13 protein-coding genes are annotated in these 16,929 nt (G+C 54.6%); 5 read left to right on the top strand and 8 right to left on the bottom strand.

Annotated features, from left to right (window positions below; translation table 11 throughout):
* Positions 1-246 precede the first annotated feature (246 nt).
* From ABGB15_RS20630 to ABGB15_RS20615, 4 genes are all read right to left on the bottom strand, one after another.
* A complete protein-coding gene (locus tag ABGB15_RS20630; protein WP_152082942.1) occupies positions 247-609 on the bottom strand; it encodes a YibL family ribosome-associated protein in 363 nt (120 codons plus the stop codon).
* Positions 610-667: 58 nt separating this feature from the next.
* Positions 668-1,258: a mannitol operon repressor MtlR gene (gene mtlR / locus ABGB15_RS20625; RefSeq protein WP_152082943.1), complete on the bottom strand. Its 591-nt coding sequence runs from the start codon at positions 1,256-1,258 to the stop codon at positions 668-670.
* Entirely contained in the window at positions 1,255-2,403 is a 1,149-nt protein-coding gene (gene mtlD, locus ABGB15_RS20620) for a mannitol-1-phosphate 5-dehydrogenase (RefSeq protein ID WP_215723850.1), read from the bottom strand. Before mtlD ends, mtlR begins: the two co-directional genes overlap by 4 nt.
* Before the next feature lie 95 nt (positions 2,404-2,498).
* Entirely contained in the window at positions 2,499-4,406 is a 1,908-nt protein-coding gene (locus tag ABGB15_RS20615) for a PTS mannitol transporter subunit IICBA (protein WP_215723849.1), read from the bottom strand.
* 512 nt (positions 4,407-4,918) lie between these two features.
* Between ABGB15_RS20615 and ABGB15_RS20610 the strand changes: the two genes are divergently transcribed.
* The 3 genes from ABGB15_RS20610 (at position 4,919) to selB (ending at position 8,851) form a co-directional block, all read left to right on the top strand.
* Complete coding sequence (locus ABGB15_RS20610) at positions 4,919-5,527, top strand: glutathione S-transferase (RefSeq protein ID WP_152082946.1); 609 nt, start codon at positions 4,919-4,921, stop codon at positions 5,525-5,527.
* Positions 5,528-5,630: 103 nt separating this feature from the next.
* Positions 5,631-7,016: an L-seryl-tRNA(Sec) selenium transferase gene (gene selA / locus ABGB15_RS20605; RefSeq protein ID WP_152082947.1), complete on the top strand. Its 1,386-nt coding sequence runs from the start codon at positions 5,631-5,633 to the stop codon at positions 7,014-7,016.
* On the top strand, positions 7,013-8,851 hold the full coding sequence (selB, locus tag ABGB15_RS20600) for a selenocysteine-specific translation elongation factor (protein WP_215723848.1): 1,839 nt from the start codon (positions 7,013-7,015) through the stop codon (positions 8,849-8,851). The genes selA and selB overlap by 4 nt, the downstream gene beginning before the upstream one ends.
* Here selB and ABGB15_RS20595 read toward each other — a convergent pair.
* Positions 8,848-9,732 carry an ROK family protein gene (locus ABGB15_RS20595; RefSeq protein WP_152082949.1) on the bottom strand — a complete coding sequence of 295 codons (885 nt, stop codon included), beginning with the start codon at positions 9,730-9,732 and terminating at the stop codon, positions 8,848-8,850. The two genes, selB and ABGB15_RS20595, sit on opposite strands and share 4 nt — an antisense overlap.
* A 165-nt stretch (positions 9,733-9,897) precedes the next feature.
* Here ABGB15_RS20595 and aldB point away from each other — a divergent pair, with 165 nt between their 5' ends.
* A complete protein-coding gene (gene aldB / locus ABGB15_RS20590) occupies positions 9,898-11,436 on the top strand; it encodes an aldehyde dehydrogenase AldB (RefSeq protein ID WP_215723847.1) in 1,539 nt (512 codons plus the stop codon).
* A gap of 8 nt (positions 11,437-11,444) precedes the next feature.
* On the opposite strand, the gene ABGB15_RS20585 is transcribed toward aldB, so the two are convergent.
* Positions 11,445-12,398, bottom strand: a complete 954-nt coding sequence (locus tag ABGB15_RS20585) for a LysR family transcriptional regulator (protein WP_215723846.1) — start codon at positions 12,396-12,398, stop codon at positions 11,445-11,447.
* Positions 12,399-12,515: 117 nt separating this feature from the next.
* On the opposite strand from ABGB15_RS20585, the gene ABGB15_RS20580 reads away from it, so the two are divergent.
* Entirely contained in the window at positions 12,516-13,256 is a 741-nt protein-coding gene (locus ABGB15_RS20580; RefSeq protein WP_215723845.1) for a MipA/OmpV family protein, read from the top strand.
* A gap of 101 nt (positions 13,257-13,357) precedes the next feature.
* Here the strand turns inward: ABGB15_RS20580 and ABGB15_RS20575 are convergent, their stop codons facing one another.
* Positions 13,358-15,313 carry a glycoside hydrolase family 127 protein gene (locus tag ABGB15_RS20575; protein ID WP_313327910.1) on the bottom strand — a complete coding sequence of 652 codons (1,956 nt, stop codon included), beginning with the start codon at positions 15,311-15,313 and terminating at the stop codon, positions 13,358-13,360.
* 10 nt (positions 15,314-15,323) lie between these two features.
* A complete protein-coding gene (locus ABGB15_RS20570) occupies positions 15,324-16,724 on the bottom strand; it encodes an MFS transporter (protein ID WP_152082954.1) in 1,401 nt (466 codons plus the stop codon).
* Between the last annotated feature and the right edge of the window lie 205 nt (positions 16,725-16,929).

The raw sequence follows: 16,929 nt of genomic DNA, 5'->3' as shown, positions 1-16,929 counted from the left end.
ATGACATACCATCATGCCAATGAAAATATATTATATTTCAATGGCGTGCCGTGTGTATTAGTTAGATCGAAAGAAATGAATGTCCACTTTACTCTCAACAAAGAGAATTGTGAACCAACAGAGTTTACTATTACTTGTTTACATTTGCGGCCTGCAGACCGGTATTTTAGATAATAAAAAAAACCAATACATTCCCATGATGAATATATTGGGCTGGTTTGTATTTAACTTAACTTAAATTAAGTATCAGAACGCCGTCTTACAAAAACCTGTCATCTCTTTCAGGCCCATTTCACGGCCAAGTTCTGTCATCGGGTGTACCACCACCAGACCACGGACACTTTTTTTCAGCTTGCCCATATCGGCCTGCTCTTTTTTGGTGATCGCACGGCGATGCGGCATATTCATCAGCTTCTGCGCTTCTTTGCTCAGCTTCTGGCCTTTAACTTCACGCAGGCGGTCGATTTCGGCTTCCAGCTTAGCGGTCTCTTTCTCCAGCTCGGCATACTTCTCAGCGGAATCAACCAGTGACAGGCCCGCCATCTGGTGACGGATCAGATCCAGACGGTCGCTCAGGCGTTTAATTTCGTTCTTTTCGACTTCTTTCATGACAAATAACTCTAAATACGGGGGAATTTACAGCAAGGATACACCAATGTGCGCAGGCTTACTTCTGAAACGCTTTTTTTAAGCTGATTCGGGAAATCAGCTCAGTCAGGGAAAGAACCATGGTGGAGCGGACAACCTGCTGATAACGCAGCTTTTGCATTGCGTACAGTTCAGGATCGCTGTTATCAAAATGGGGAGCAGGGGGAAGGGCGCTGACGCAATGCAGCTCGCCGAACGGCCCCAGAATTTCATCATCGGTAAAGCTATATTCATTACCGTCATGATTTAACTCTTCGCGCAGCGCCATCAGCAGCTCAGCATCTTCATACTCTGGCCTGCTCAGCACGCCAAGACCATAAATCAGCTTCAGGCGTACCGATAAATCGCCCAGCGGTCCGTCTCCGTCCAGTAACGGTTCTACAGCATACTTTACCGCATAGTCGTCTTTGCGAAACACCTGAAGTACCAGAATGTTCACCGCCTCGGTCAGTAATTCGACGGCGGCAATCAGGAAACTTCGTACGGTTTTGCCAGCATTCAGACGCTCAAGCACACGATTTTCAAAGGCCTGGGTTTGTTCCATTATTGCCTGCATATCTGACAATCTGTAATTTGGGCGCAGGCTAACCTGCGCCGCACTCTGCATCATTTGGTTGCGTTGTATGCGTTAACCGCCTCCACAACCACGTCGCTGTTGGCATCCAGACCGGAAACCTGCGCCAGCGCAGCCTGTGCGCCTTTGCTGTCAATCAGCTCTGCCAGCTCAATCGCCTGTGGGTCCTGCTCGCTGCGGTAGTGCATCGCGGCGGCAATCCCTTTCACCAGGTTGGCATGTGGCAGGCCGTATTCCAGCGTGCCCAGTAGCGGCTTAATCAGACGATCGCCTGCGCTCAGTTTACGCAACGGCTGACGGCCCACGCGCTCAACGTCATCTTTCAGATACGGGTTTTCAAAACGACCGAGGATTTTCTGGATGTATGCTGCGTGTTTGTCAGCATCAAAACCGTAGCGTTTGATCAGCACCGCACCGCTCTCTTCCATCGCACCTTTTACCACAGCGCGGATGTTCTCATCGAGGATCGCGTCACGGATGGTCTGATGACCGGCCAATTTTCCGAGGTACGCGGTTATAGCATGCCCGGTGTTCAGCGTGAAGAGTTTACGTTCGACAAATGCCATCAGATTATCCGTTAATTCCATTCCCGGAATGGTCGGCAACGCACCCTTAAACTGAGTTTTATCGACGATCCACTCGCTGAAGGTTTCAACAGTCACTTCCAGCGGGTCGTTGGTGGCAGATTCTGACGGCGGGACGATACGGTCAACGGCGGAATCAACAAACCCGACATGAGCTTCAACCCAGGCTTTATCTTCATCCGCGACGGCAGCGAGAACGTGGCCTTTCAACTGCGTGGTGCCGCGCACCATGTTTTCACAGGCGATGATGTTCAGCGGTGTTTCAATGCCCTGCGCTTTACGCTTAGCCAGACCTTTTGCCACCGCAGGAGCAATGCGCTCAAGCACCACCGGACCCACCGCGGTGGTGACCAGATCAACGCTGGCGATCAGGTCGATAACGTCGTCGCCGATGCTGCTCACCGCGTTCACGCCAGACACCGTCTCAACCTGCTCTTTTTCGCCTACCACGTGGACCTGATAGCTATGACGGGCATTCAGGGCGTCAAGCACCACCTGGTTCACATCGGCGAATGTCAGCGTAATACCCGCGTCTGCCAGCAGTTTGCCGATAAAACCACGACCAATATTACCTGCGCCAAAATGTAATGCTTTCATAGTATTAACCTTCATCAATGTTTTTACCCGAGAGGGCTGGGGTGAGGCTTTTCCCTCACCCTAGCCCTCTCCCCGGTGGGGAGAGGGAAGAGAACTTACTTGTTCAGCAGTGCCAGCACTTCTTCCACGCTGGTGGTATTGGCCAGACGCTCGATGACCGTTTCGTCATCCAGAGCATTGGTCAGGCTGGTAATCACCTGAATGTGCTCGTTGTTACGTGCGGCGATACCAATCACCAGACGGGCGATGTCGTCTTCTTCTTCACCGAAGCGCACGCCATCCGGATACTGACAGAACACCACGCCGGTTTTCAGCACGCGGTCTTTCGCTTCAACCGTACCGTGTGGAACCGCGATGGATTCGCCCAGGTAGGTTGGCGTCAGTTTTTCACGTTCCAGCATTGCGTCAACATATTCAGGCTGAACGTAGCCACCTTTCACCAGTTGCTCACCGGCAAAGCGAATCGCCTCTTCTTTATTGCTCGCAGTACGGCCGAGGAAGATGTTCTCCGCACCCAGTTTAAACAGGTGGGCGTTGCTCTCGTCGAAGCTGTCCTGCAGGCTGCTACGCACTTTGACTTCATTGTCTTCGTGACGCTGCGCCGCGACCAGACGCTCAGTCAGGCTGGTGTACAGGCCGCTGTCCAGGAAGTTGGTCAGCGAAATGTGCTGCGCCTGCGGTACCTGACGCATGGCGCGTTCGGTCAGATCGCGGTGCGTGATGACCAGGTCAACATCCGGCGGCAGGCTGTTAATCGCGCTGTTGGTGACAGAGATGTTGGTCAGGCCCGCATCCTGCACTTTCTTACGCAGCACGCCCGCACCCATTGCGCTGGAACCCATACCGGCGTCGCAGGCAACGATGATTTTACGCACGTGGCTCAGGTCGTTAGAGACATCGCCAGCCGCCAGCGGCGTTGCGCCTTTGGATTCAGCTTTCATGTCGTGCATACGACGGGTTGCCGCTTCGATATCGTCGTCTTCTTTCACTTTGCTGGTTTTCAGCAGAATAGACGCGACGACGAAGGAGACCGCCATTGCCGCACAGATTGCCGCGATGTTAGCGAAGTAAGCACCTTTCGGCGTCATCGCCAGCACTGCCAGAATAGAGCCTGGAGAAGCAGGGGAAACCAGGCCGCCGTTCAGCACGCTCAGGGTGAATACGCCAGTCATACCGCCGAGGATAACCGCCAGGATCAGACGTGGGTTCATCAGCACGTATGGGAAGTAAATTTCGTGGATACCGCCCAGGAAGTGGATGATAGCCGCACCGCCCGCAGACTGCTTCGCGCTGCCGCGACCAAAGAACATATACGCCAGCAGAACGCCCATACCCGGACCAGGGTTGGCTTCAATCAGGAAGAAGATGGACTTGCCGAGGTCATGAGACTGCTGAATACCCAGCGGTGAGAAGATACCGTGGTTGATGGCGTTGTTAAGGAACAGGATTTTCGCCGGTTCAACAAAGATAGACGCCAGCGGCAGCATGTCGTGCGCAACCATGAAGTTAACGCCCGCAGCCAGAATTTTGGACAGCACTTCAACCGCAGGACCAATGCCGAGGAACGCCAGAATCGCGAGGATCATCCCGATGATGCCCGCAGAGAAGTTGTTCACCAGCATTTCGAAGCCGGATTTGATTTTGCCATCAACCCAGACGTCGAATTTCTTAATCGCCCAGCCGCCCAGAGGACCGGCAATCATGGCACCGAGGAACATCGGCATATCCGCGCCGACGATCACACCCATCGTTGTGATGGCACCCACTACGCCACCACGGTCACCGCCCACCAGACGACCACCGGTATAACCGATGAGCAGAGGCAGCAGGTAGGTAATCATTGGGCCAACGAGCTTCGCCAGCGTTTCGTTAGGCAACCACCCTGTCGGAATGAACAATGCAGTGATAATACCCCACGCGATAAACGCGCCGATATTTGGCATCACCATGTTGCTGAGGAAACGACCAAAGCTTTGAACTTTGATCTTGAAATCGGATGACATAAAACACCCCTTCTTATGTTTACGCTTAGGCTTGCGGCCCGAGGTTTATCGTTAATGTGCGGCGGCAGAGGTAGCCGGGCCCTGTTCTGATGCTGTGAAATCTGGCACTGAATCGTTCAACTGTCCAGACACCGGAAATTTGTGTGATCTCAGTCACGTAAATGTAGGGGGTGGGGTGATTATTGATGTGATGTTGATCACATATCTGGTGCGTAAAAAAAATACAACGGTCAGAAATAAGCCAGAAAGCTCCTTGTTTTGTGATTCAAATCACATTTGAGTGTCGTTGGTTTGTTTCTGGATTGTGACTGAATTCACAAAATATTTTGATGCAGAATTCTCCGGATGTGATCGCCAACAACTTCTGCTTTACGGTCAACGCAGAATGAAAGAAAGCAACACCGTTAACTTAACTAAAACATCTCTCTAATGTGGTATAGCGAAAAGCATAAACCTGCCTTTTTTCATCGCTTGATCCATACTGACCTCTTTGTGGACATCAAGGATAAGCAATGAAACTCATCGGCAGTTACACCAGTCCCTTCGTGCGTAAAATTTCGATCCTTCTGCTGGAGAAAGGGATTGAATTTGAATTCGTGAATGAACAGCCTTATAACGCAGAGAACGGCGTTGCGCAGTACAACCCGCTGGGGAAAGTGCCAGCGCTGGTGGCAGACGACGGTGAATACTGGTTTGATTCCCCCATCATTGCAGAGTATATCGAGCTTCTTGATATCGCTCCGGCTATGCTGCCGCAAGAGCCAAAAGCCGCGCTGGCGTTAAAGCAAATTGAAGCTCTGGCCGATGGCATTATGGATGCAGCGCTTGCCTCCGTGCGCGAGCAGGCCAGACCAGCAGCCCAGCAGTCGGAAACCGAGCTTCTGCGCCAGCGTGAGAAAATCAGCCGTAGCCTGGACAGGTGCGAACAATTAATCCGGGACGGCAACATCCAGAATGATGACGTGAACCTGGCGACGATTGCCATCGCCTGCGCCATCGGCTACCTCAATTTCCGTCGCGTCTCTCCCGGCTGGTGCGTTGAGCGTCCGTTGCTGGTGAAGCTGGCGGAGACGCTCTTCCAGCGCGAAAGTTTTGCCCGTACCGAACCGCCAAAGGCTTGATTCGGGTTATAACACTTCATGGCCGGAGGCTGTACAATCCCTCCTCATGTTGACTCCCTCTCCCGTCGGGAGGGGGGATGATATTTACTCGCCAGGCGCTTTCATGACTACTCATCACTCGCTCTACAGCCAAATTCCTGCTACCGATCGCCTTCTTCGTGAGCCTGACTTCCTTACCGTGCTGGCGCGCTTTGGTCATACCGCCACGGTCGACGTGCTGCGCCAGTTGCAGGACGAAGCCCGCCTGCATATCCAGACAGAAAACGCGCTGCCGGGCTGGTGTGCAGGCTGGGGGCAAGAGGCGGAACGGAGGCTGTCTGCGAACGCGCAAGGTGCCCTGCGTCCGGTGATCAATCTGACGGGGACGGTGTTACATACCAACCTGGGACGGGCGCAGCAGGCCGAAGAGGCAGTGGCTGCGGTGACACAGGCCATGCGCTCACCGGTTACGCTGGAGTACGATCTCGACGGTGCCGGACGCGGCCATCGTGACAGGGCGCTGGCAGATATACTCTGTCAACTGACCGGCGCAGAAGACGCCTGCATTGTGAATAACAACGCCGCAGCAGTGCTGCTGATGCTGGCTGCCACGGCGGGTGGTAAAGAGGTCGTCGTTTCACGCGGTGAGCTGGTGGAGATTGGCGGTGCGTTTCGCATCCCGGACGTTATGCGCCAGGCGGGCTGCACGCTGCACGAAGTGGGCACCACCAACCGTACCCATGCGAAAGATTATCGCGCCGCGGTGAACGAAAACACCGCGTTGTTGATGAAGGTACACACCAGCAACTACCATATCGAAGGCTTTACCAAAGCGGTGGAAGAGGCTGAACTGGCCGCGATCGGGCATGAACTGAATGTGCCGGTGATTGCCGATCTCGGCAGCGGTTCGCTGGTGGATTTAAGCCAGTACGGTCTGCCGAAAGAGCCAATGGTGCAGGAGATGATTGCCGCTGGTGTGAGCCTGGTGAGTTTTTCCGGCGACAAACTGCTGGGTGGGCCGCAGGCGGGGATTATTGTCGGTAAGCGAGATCTGATTGCCCAGCTACAACAGCATCCGCTGAAACGCGCCCTGCGTGCCGATAAAATGACGCTCGCCGCACTGGAAGCGACCCTGAGACTTTATCTCCACCCGGAGAAGCTGGCGGAACGCCTGCCAACGCTGCGTCTGTTAACGCGTGATGCCGCCTCGATTCGCGCGCAGGGCGAATTATTGCTGCCGCAGGTCACGCCGCATTACCCCGATTTTGACGTTCGCGTGGAACCCTGCCAGTCACAGATTGGTAGCGGCTCGCTGCCGGTGGACAGGCTGCCGAGCGAAGCGCTAACGTTTACGCCGCGCGATGGACGTGGCAGCCAGCTTGAGGCGCTGTCGGCCCGCTGGCGGGCATTGCCGACGCCCGTTATCGGTCGTATTTACGATGGCCGCATGTGGCTGGATTTGCGCTGCCTTGAAGATGAAAAGCAGTTTCTGGAGATGCTGTCGAAATGATTATTGCCACCGCCGGTCACGTTGACCACGGAAAAACCACCTTATTGCAGGCCATTACGGGCGTGAATGCCGATCGCCTGCCGGAAGAGAAAAAACGCGGCATGACCATCGACCTGGGTTATGCCTACTGGCCGCAACCCGATGGCCGCGTGCTGGGCTTTATCGACGTGCCCGGCCACGAAAAATTTCTTTCCAATATGCTGGCGGGCGTGGGCGGTATTGATCATGCGCTGCTGGTGGTGGCGTGTGATGACGGTGTGATGGCGCAAACGCGTGAACATCTGGCGATCCTGCAACTGACGGGCAATCCGCAACTGACCGTCGCGCTGACCAAAGCTGACCGCGTGGATGAGGCGCGAATTAACGCGGTGCGTGAAATGGTGCAGGCGACTTTGCGGGAATATGGTTTTGCCGATGCGCCGCTTTTTGTCACCGTAGCAACGGAAGGGCGCGGGATTGACGCACTTCGCGACCATTTACAGCACCTCACATCGCGTGAACATGCCAGCCATCACAGCTTCCGCCTGGCGATCGACAGGGCGTTTACCGTGAAAGGTGCTGGCCTGGTTGTAACTGGCACGGCGCTGAGCGGTGAAGTGCACGTGGGCGATACGCTATGGCTGACGGGCGTCAACAAACCGATGCGCGTGCGTGGTCTCCATGCACAGAACCAGCCGGTGGAGCAGGCTCACGCCGGGCAACGTATCGCGCTCAATATTGCAGGCGATGCCGAAAAAGAGAGGCTCAGCCGTGGCGACTGGCTGCTGGCTGACGCACCGCCAGAGCCATCTGAGCGGGTCATCGTCTCCCTGCAGACGCATATCCCTCTGACCCAATGGCAGCCGCTGCATATTCACCACGCAGCCAGCCATATCACCGGGCGCGTGTCGCTGCTGGAAAACGATCTTGCTGAACTGGTGTTCGATTCTCCGCTCTGGCTTGCGGATAACGATCGTCTGGTGCTGCGCGATATCTCGGCGCGGGAAACGCTGGCCGGGGCACGCGTGGTAACGCTCAATCCGCCACGCCGTGGCAAGCGCAAGCCTGAATATTTGCAGTGGCTGGCGGCGCTGGCCCAGGCCAGCGATGATAAGGCCGCGTTGCGGGTCCATCTTGAGCGTGGTGCCGTGAATCTCGCTGATTTTGCATGGGCGCGCCAGCTGAGCGGCGATGGGCTACGTCTTCTGACTCAGGAGCCTGGTTTTATCCAGGCCGGGTACAGCCTGCTGAATGCGCCCGTTGCGGCACGCTGGCAGCGCAAAGTGCTGGACACGCTTGCTACGTACCACGAGCAGCATCAGGATGAACCAGGCCCAGGGCGCGAACGCCTGCGGCGCATGGCATTACCGATGGAAGACGACGCGCTGGTGTTGTTGCTCATCGAAAACATGCGTGAAAGCGGCGTGATTCAAAGTCATCACGGCTGGCTGCATCTGCCGGATCACAAAGCCGGTTTTACGGATGAACAAGAGGCGGTCTGGCAAAAAGCGTCGTCGCTCTTTAACGATGAACCCTGGTGGGTTCGCGATCTTGCGCGTGAAACCGGAACCGAAGAACAGGTGATGCGCCAGGTTTTACGCCACGCGGCACAGCAGGGGCTGATTGTGGCGATCGTGAAAGATCGCTATTACCGTAACGATCGGATCGTGGCATTTGCCAACATGATCCGCGAACTCGATCAGGCGCGAGGCTCCACCTGTGCGGCAGATTTTCGCGATCGGCTGAATGTCGGACGCAAGCTGGCCATTCAGATCCTGGAATATTTCAACCGTATCGGGTTCACGCGCCGCCGGGGCAATGACCATGTGCTCCGCGACGCGCATCTGTTCCCCTAAGCGCGACGCGCGAGTTTTTGCTTCGCCAGCCAGACCGCACCCAGCCTTCCCGCCTGGTTGCCCAGTTCACAGGGGAGAATAGGCACCCTGAGCGCCTCCCACTCCTCGAACCGCTGTAAATATTTATCGAGCAGGAGATAAATTTTCTCCTGCTCGCTAATGCCGCCGCCAATCAGTACCGCCTGCGGGTCAAACATGGAAATCACGCTGTAGACGCCGCGCGACAGAAAATTCGCCCACTCCTCAATGGCTTCGCGCAGATGTACGTCGCTTTCCATCCGTTTAAACAGTTCCTCGCCGTGGGGCATTTCATCCTCCGACAGTGCCAGCGCGCGGCTGCAGGCTTTCATCAGGCCGCTGGCAGAGGCAACCTCATGCATTGGTTCGCCCTTGTCCCCCACGGGCAGCACGCCAAATTCGCCAGCACGGTAATGCGACCCGCGATAGAGATCGCCTTCCATCACGATCCCACCGCCGATGCCCGTACCGATGGTGATGCAGACGAAATTTTCGAAATCTCTGCCCGCGCCGCGCCAGCGTTCACCCAGTGCTGCGCAGTTAGCATCGTTTTCCGCGGTCACCGGAAGATCGGTCAGCCCGGCAAAAAGCGCGCACAGGTTTTTACCGTCAAGATAATCGAGTGCGCCCGCTTTTGCCGCTTCGCCAGTATGGTGGTTAATATGGCCGGGAAAACTCACGCCGATGCCGACAATGTTATGTTCTTTCCGGTACGCTTCCACCACGGCTTTCCACTTCTGTTTGAAGGTATTTTCATCGTCAGGTGTGTCGAATTCTTCGGACGTTAATTCCTTGCCGTTTTCATCAATCACACCGTGTTTGATATGGGTTCCACCCACGTCAAAGCCGATAAATAGCTGCATAGCGTCGTTCCTCGTGAGCCTTTTAGCAATTAAGTATGGCTCAGCAACAGAAACGAAACGTAAAGTACGGTAATCCGTGATACGGCTCGTAAAGCCGTCACCCACTGGCGAGAAAATCGCCAGCCGGAACTACCCTTGTTGTACACCAACAGCAAGGAGATGGTCATGACAAACAATCCTCCCTCATCGCGCATTCAGCCTGGCGAGTATGGTTTTCCCCTCAAGCTAAAACCGCGTTATGACAACTTTATTGGCGGCGACTGGGTGCCGCCCGTCGACGGTGAATACTATTCCAATCTGACGCCCGTTACCGGCCAGCCGCTGTGTGAGATAGCCAGCTCAGGCAAGCGTGATATCGATCTGGCGCTGAATGCCGCGCACAAAGTCAAAGATCAGTGGGGGCGCACCTCCGTTCAGGACCGGGCCGCCATATTGTTCAAAATCGCCGATCGGATGGAGCAGAATCTGGAGCTGCTGGCGACGGCAGAAACCTGGGACAACGGTAAACCGATCCGTGAAACCATGGCGGCGGATGTCCCGCTGGCGATTGACCACTTCCGCTATTTTGCCTCCTGCATCCGTGCGCAGGAGGGCGGTATAAGCGAGGTCGACAGTGATACCGTGGCATACCATTTCCACGAGCCGTTGGGCGTGGTAGGGCAAATTATTCCGTGGAACTTCCCGCTGCTGATGGCGAGCTGGAAAATGGCCCCCGCGCTGGCTGCGGGTAATTGTGTCGTGCTTAAACCCGCGCGCTTAACGCCGCTGTCGGTGCTGCTGCTGATGGAGGTGATTGGCGACCTGCTGCCCGCGGGCGTGATTAACGTAGTTAACGGTGCCGGGGGCGAGATTGGGGAATATCTGGCAACCTCAAAGCGCATCGCCAAAGTGGCCTTTACCGGCTCGACGGAAGTGGGCCAGCAGATCATGCAGTACGCGACCCAGAACATTATTCCGGTAACGCTGGAGCTGGGCGGCAAATCGCCGAACATCTTCTTTGCGGATGTGATGGATGAAGAGGACGCTTTCTTTGATAAGGCGCTGGAAGGTTTTGCCCTGTTTGCTTTTAACCAGGGTGAAGTCTGTACCTGCCCAAGCCGCGCGCTGGTGCAGGAGTCCATTTACGAACGCTTTATGGAGCGGGCGATCCGTCGCGTGGAAACGATTCGCAGCGGTAACCCGCTTGATAGCGTGACGCAAATGGGCGCGCAGGTATCACACGGACAGCTGGAAACCATCCTTAACTACATTGATATCGGTAAGAAAGAAGGGGCTGATGTCCTGACCGGTGGCCGACGTAAAGTGCTGGGCGGCGATCTGCAGGAAGGGTATTACCTTGAACCGACGATCCTGTCTGGCAAGAACAATATGCGCGTCTTCCAGGAGGAGATCTTTGGTCCGGTACTGGCCGTGACAACCTTTAAAACGATGGAAGAAGCGCTGGAGATCGCCAACGATACTCAGTATGGCCTGGGCGCGGGCGTCTGGAGCCGTAACGGTAATCTGGCCTATAAGATGGGACGCGGCATTCAGGCCGGACGCGTCTGGACCAACTGCTATCACGCTTATCCGGCACATGCGGCGTTTGGCGGCTACAAGCAGTCCGGCATCGGGCGTGAAACGCATAAAATGATGCTGGAGCATTATCAGCAAACTAAATGCCTGCTGGTCAGCTATTCCGATAAACCGTTGGGACTGTTTTAATTCTCCTGTTAAGGCCGTCTGGCGACGGCCTGCTTGATACGCTGGCGCAGGCTGTTGAGTACGCCATCAAGCACATATTGCACACGCCAGGGTTGGTATTCCCGCTTACGGAAAATAGCCATTAAATCCAGCCACCATTCCTCCTGATGAGAAAAACAAGGAACCAACGTCCCTTCTTCAATCTCTTTTTGCAGGCTTTCCTTTGGCGCGAAAACAATTCCAAGATGATTGCGGGCCAGCTCCAGAGCCGTTTGTGTATTATCACAAATATAATTCCCGCTAACTTTATAGTCCCGAACATCTTCACTATTGTGCACACGAAAACGCCAGATATTAGAATCATCTACCAGTATTGACTCCAGGAGAATGCAGGAGTGGTTGCTTAAATCTTCCGGGCTATTTACAGGATGCTTTTTTATATATTCAGGCGTGGCAAAGGCGGTAACGGAATATTGAGTAAGCAGGCAGGCCACCAGATTTTCATCTTTGGGTGGCGCATAGGTAATTAAAATATCGCAATCATCCGGGAAAGAAACGCCTTCAATAAGTTCGTAACGATCGGGATTATACGTTTTCAGGCAAATACGAATATCGCCGATTTCTGCGATCTCATGTATGACATGGCGCGCCAGATAAGTGACGATGCCTGTTGGGCCGTAGATCGTAACGCGCCCCCGTTTTTCATGCTTATAATCTGCTATGAAATTAATGAGTTGGCTATTTTTATCCAGCGAGTCGTTGATATAAGGTAACAAGGCCTCACCAAATTGGGTGAGCGCCAGCTGGCGGGTAGTACGTTCAAAAACCTTGAGGCCCACGCGCGTTTCAAAATCAGAAAGATATTTGCTCACATTGGCCTGCGCCATCCCAAGCAGAGCGGCTGCATCCCCAATGCTGCGAGTGTCGGCGATGACAGAAATAATTTTTAATTCACGCGGCTTCAACTGTAGCTTATTCATCATGCGCACTCATCTATATGATTTTATATATAATATTATATAAACTGTGTCGTTGCATTGGTAAATTTGTAACCATTATTATGCGCCTCGCTTGTTCGGCGTTTTAATGGAATGCATACAATGATTATCAAAAATAATTTACTCATCGCTGCTGCGTTATTTGCATCCTCATCCGCAATGGCCAGTGACTTTTCAATTGGGGCTGGTGCATTATTTAATGAGTCGCCTTACAAAGGGTATAACGAAAATACTATCGCAGTACCTTTAATTAGCTACGAAGGCGACAATTTCTATGTGCGTCAAACCACGGGTGGGTGGGTATTGTGGAAGGACAGCAAAAATGAAATCAGCCTGACCGCATCCTGGATGCCGCTGCATTTTGACCCGGATGACAATGACGATCCTCAGATGAAGCGCCTAAATGAACGTAAGACCTCCGCATTCCTGGGTGGTGCGTATTACCGTCACGAAAGCTGGGGGAGCCTGAAATTTGCCGTTTCCGGCGATGCAATGGGGGAAAGCGGCGGTATGATGGGGGAAATTTCTTATTTCCATCCCATTCGGCTGGCGCGCCTGACGCTGATCCCGTCTGCGGGCGTTTTCTATAGCGATGAAAGCTATAACGACTATTACTACGGCGTGTCCGGCAGCGAGTCTCGCCGTTCTGGCCTGGACGAATACACTGCCGGTGACAGCTGGACGCCATACGTTGGCCTTGTGGCGAAATATCAACTGACGCAGAGCCTGTTCCTGAATGCCAGCGCGATGTATACCGTATTGCCTGACGACGTGAAAAACAGCCCGATGATCGATCGCGACGACAGCTTCGCGCTAATGACAGGCCTGACCTGGCGATTTTGAGGGTATTAAAGCCGGGAGGCGGCTTAGCCTGACCCGGCCTGTATTTTTAACGCCTTCTCCCGTGGGAGAAGGCTGGTGCAAGGGCAACAGGCCGAAAACCGTTATGCCTCATCCACCCATATCCGCATCTCCCCCTCGCCCCGGTTAGCCCAACTGAACCACGGAATGAACGTCAACGTTTGGGACTGACGCTGCACCGGTGAGCGGTCGTACTGCCAGAGCGCCGCGGCTTCCGCCTCTGAGGAGCGACGAGCAACGCCCTCAGCCTGAATCAGCACCTTGTGCGCAAAAATCCCTTTCCCTTCAAACATCCGAAATTCGCTGTCAGCGGGCAGGGCGAGGTTATGTAAGTCCGCACCGTTGTCAGCCTCTTCCAGGCAGTAAACCAGCGGGCCGCGCTGTAGCGCGACCTTGCCCGCCTGCTGGCGTACCTGCGGGTTGCCATACACGCGGCGAACCGGCATGGGTAGTGTCAGCGTTAATGCATCTCCTTCCTGCCAGTTGCGCGTGAGACAGAGATAACCGCGCGACACCTCGCCCGTTACGGCTTCACCATTTAATGTCACTTCAGGGTTTGCACACCAGTCAGGAAGCCGCAGGGCCAACGTATGAGTCACAGGAACAGGTGACGTGATTTCGATTTTCACCTGTTCATGCCACGGATAGTTGCCGCTAATACGCAGTTGCAGCGTCTGGTTTCCAACCGGGATAGCGATGTCGTTCCCCACGTAGAGGTTGATAAACAGCGCATCCGGGCGGACGGTATAGATGTAATGGCCCAGCGACGTCAGGACGCGAGCGATATTTGGCGGGCAGCAGGCACAGCCAAACCAGCGCTGGCGAACGGGTTTCACGTGATCGTAAATGTGATTAAATGCCAGCGTCTTAGGATGCACTTCCAGCGGGTTGACGTAGAAAAAATGTTTACCATCCAGCGCCATACCGCCCAGCACCGTGTTGTAAAGCGCACGCTCCATTACGTCGGCATAGTGGCTGTCTGCCTCCATCTCCAGCATCCGCCGGGCAAACATCATCAGACCAATTGAGGCGCAGCTTTCAGCGTAAACCGTATCATTGGGCAGATCGTAATCACTGCTGAAGGCTTCTCCGCTGCTCTGGGAGCCAATCCCGCCGGTGATATACAGCTGGCGCTGAGCCATGTTATTCCACAAGCGAAGGCAGTCCTGGCGTTTTCCTTCGTCATTGCTCAGGCGCGCCAGGTGTGCCATGCCCGTCATCAGATAGACGAAACGTACAGCGTGGCCGATGGCCGTTTGCTGTTCGGAAAGCGGCTGATGCGCCTGGCTGTAGGCTTTGTCTTTGACCATCCACGCCGGACCATAGTTATGCCAGTGCGAGGTTTTGCCGCGTTTTTCGTACTCGATATCGTAGAAGTGAGGCTGTGCGCCACGTTCTTCGATAAAATATTTCACCAGGTTCAGGTAACGCGGTTCCTGCGTCACGTCGTAAAGCCGCATGAGCGCCAGTTCAATTTCCGGGTGACCCGGATAACCATGCAACTGGTGCTCGCCAGGGCCAAACACGCTGTCGATATGATCCGCCAGCCTGCATACCACCTCCAGCAGTCGGCGCTTCCCGGTTCCCTGGAAATACGCCACGCCAGCTTCAATCATATGCCCGGCGCAGTATAACTCGTGGCACTCGGCCAGATTCGTCCAGCGCTCTGCGGGTGCCTTTACCGTGAAGTACGTATTGAGATAACCATCTTCACACTGCGCCGCCGCAACCAGCTCAATCACCTCGTCGGCGGTTTTTTCCAGCGCCGCATCGGGCTTCTGGCACAACGACCACGCTACAGCTTCCAGCCATTTCGCCACGTCGCTGTCCTGGAACACCATACCGTAGAACTCACCCTGTTCCAGACCCGCCGCAATGCGGAAGTTGGTAATCGCGTGGCTCGGTTCGGCTTCCGTCACGCGATCGTTCAGCGCATCCCACTGATAGGGGATCACCACATCACGTACCAGCTGTTGATACTGGCCAAGAAACGGGTCGTTGATTTTCAGTTTGTGCAGGTCGGCTTCCATTATGGACATAACATTCTCCTCAGGACTGTACGTGACGCTGGCGCAGGTCGGTGGCAATGCGCGACATCATGGGATTGTTGAGTCTGCACCAGCGGATAGAGACGGCCAGCAGCAGATGGAAAAGGGCAGGGAGCAGCGTCTCCATGGCGGTGATGCCCTGCAAAGACGCAGGCGTCTGGTTGCCTGCTCCTGGCTGATAGGCCACGACGATAAATACCAGGCTGATAATTCCGGCGCTGGAGGCCCACGCGAGCTTGATGAAAAACAGATTGAAGGCGAAGTTCATGCCCGATGAACGCACACCGTTTTTCCATTCCCCGTAGTCGTCGGCAAAGGCCATCAGCGAGAAGTGCAGCGGCAGCGTGAAGCCCAGAATGACGCCGTTACTTAAAATGACTACCAGCCACAGCGTCTGATACGCAGGGCCACCGGGCAGGAACCACATTCCCGCAGCGAGCGCGGCCAGCACCAGATTGGTGTAGTAGTAGAGTTTGACGGTATCGAATCGGCGGGATAGCGGGTTGACGATCACCGCGCCCAGGATGGCCGCAAAGGTAACCATGGTAAAAAACAACGAGGTGTAGGCGGTGCTGCCCTGCAGCACGTAGGTAATGAAGTACATATACCCGCCACCGCGAATGTTGAAGACGTTAATCAGCAGGAACGACATCACCAGCATCAGCAACAGCTGATCATTCTTACGCAGACCCGCCAGGTGCTCGCGCAGGGTGAATTTGCCCATCAGCGCCAGCGGCACGCGCTCACGCACCCAGAAGAAGCAACACAGGAACATGGCTACGGCGACAACGCACAGTACGCCAACGCCAAGCTGATAGCCTTTCGCGGCATTGCCCTGACCCAGCGCTGCAACCAGCCACGGTAGCCCAACGGAGACCAAAAAACCTGCCACACCGCACAGCACAAAGCGCCAGGACTGGCAGGAGATAACCTCGCTATGGCGGGTGGTCATGGTGTTGATGAGCGCGCAGTAAGGCACATTGATAGCGGTATAGCCCACAGACAGCAGTAAATAGGTGCCAAACGCCCAGGCTATTTTCACGCCCATACTGGCTTCAGGTACGGTGAAGGTCAGCACACCGATAATCCCGATGGGGAATGCCACCCACAACTGCCACGGGCGAAAACGGCCCCAGCGGCTCTGCGTGCGGTCTGCGATCACGCCCATTACCGGATCGGATATGGCATCAAACACGCGCAGGGCGATAAACAGCGTGCCAACGAGTGCCGGTGTCAGGCCAAAAATATCGGTATAGAAAAAGGTAAGGAAATTCATGATCAGGCAGGTTATTACCGTACCGCCCGCGTCACCCAGGCCGTAGCCAATTTTTTCGCGGACCGACAAACGGTCATCAATAGCCCGTTTTGCTATTTCTGCATCTGTAATCGGTGTGGAAGTCATGAGGTAACTCCTCGGTTATCGATTTTTATCGTATTTATGCAAGGTACGTCATTTATTCTGCACTGAACGGGCAGGCCAACAAGGGAAGGGAAAAGTATAAAAAGGTGACGATTCCGACCTGATGATAAAAATGTGAGTTTGATCGAGCTGAGTTTCTGTTATTTATTAATAATCAATGGATAAACGCAATTATCACGGCGATAAA

This window comes from Enterobacter sp. MALB-1 (assembly GCF_041021625.1).
Classification (GTDB): domain Bacteria; phylum Pseudomonadota; class Gammaproteobacteria; order Enterobacterales; family Enterobacteriaceae; genus Enterobacter; species Enterobacter oligotrophicus.
Note: the sequence above shows the minus strand (reverse complement) of the source record. Positions and strands in the feature narration are given on the sequence as shown.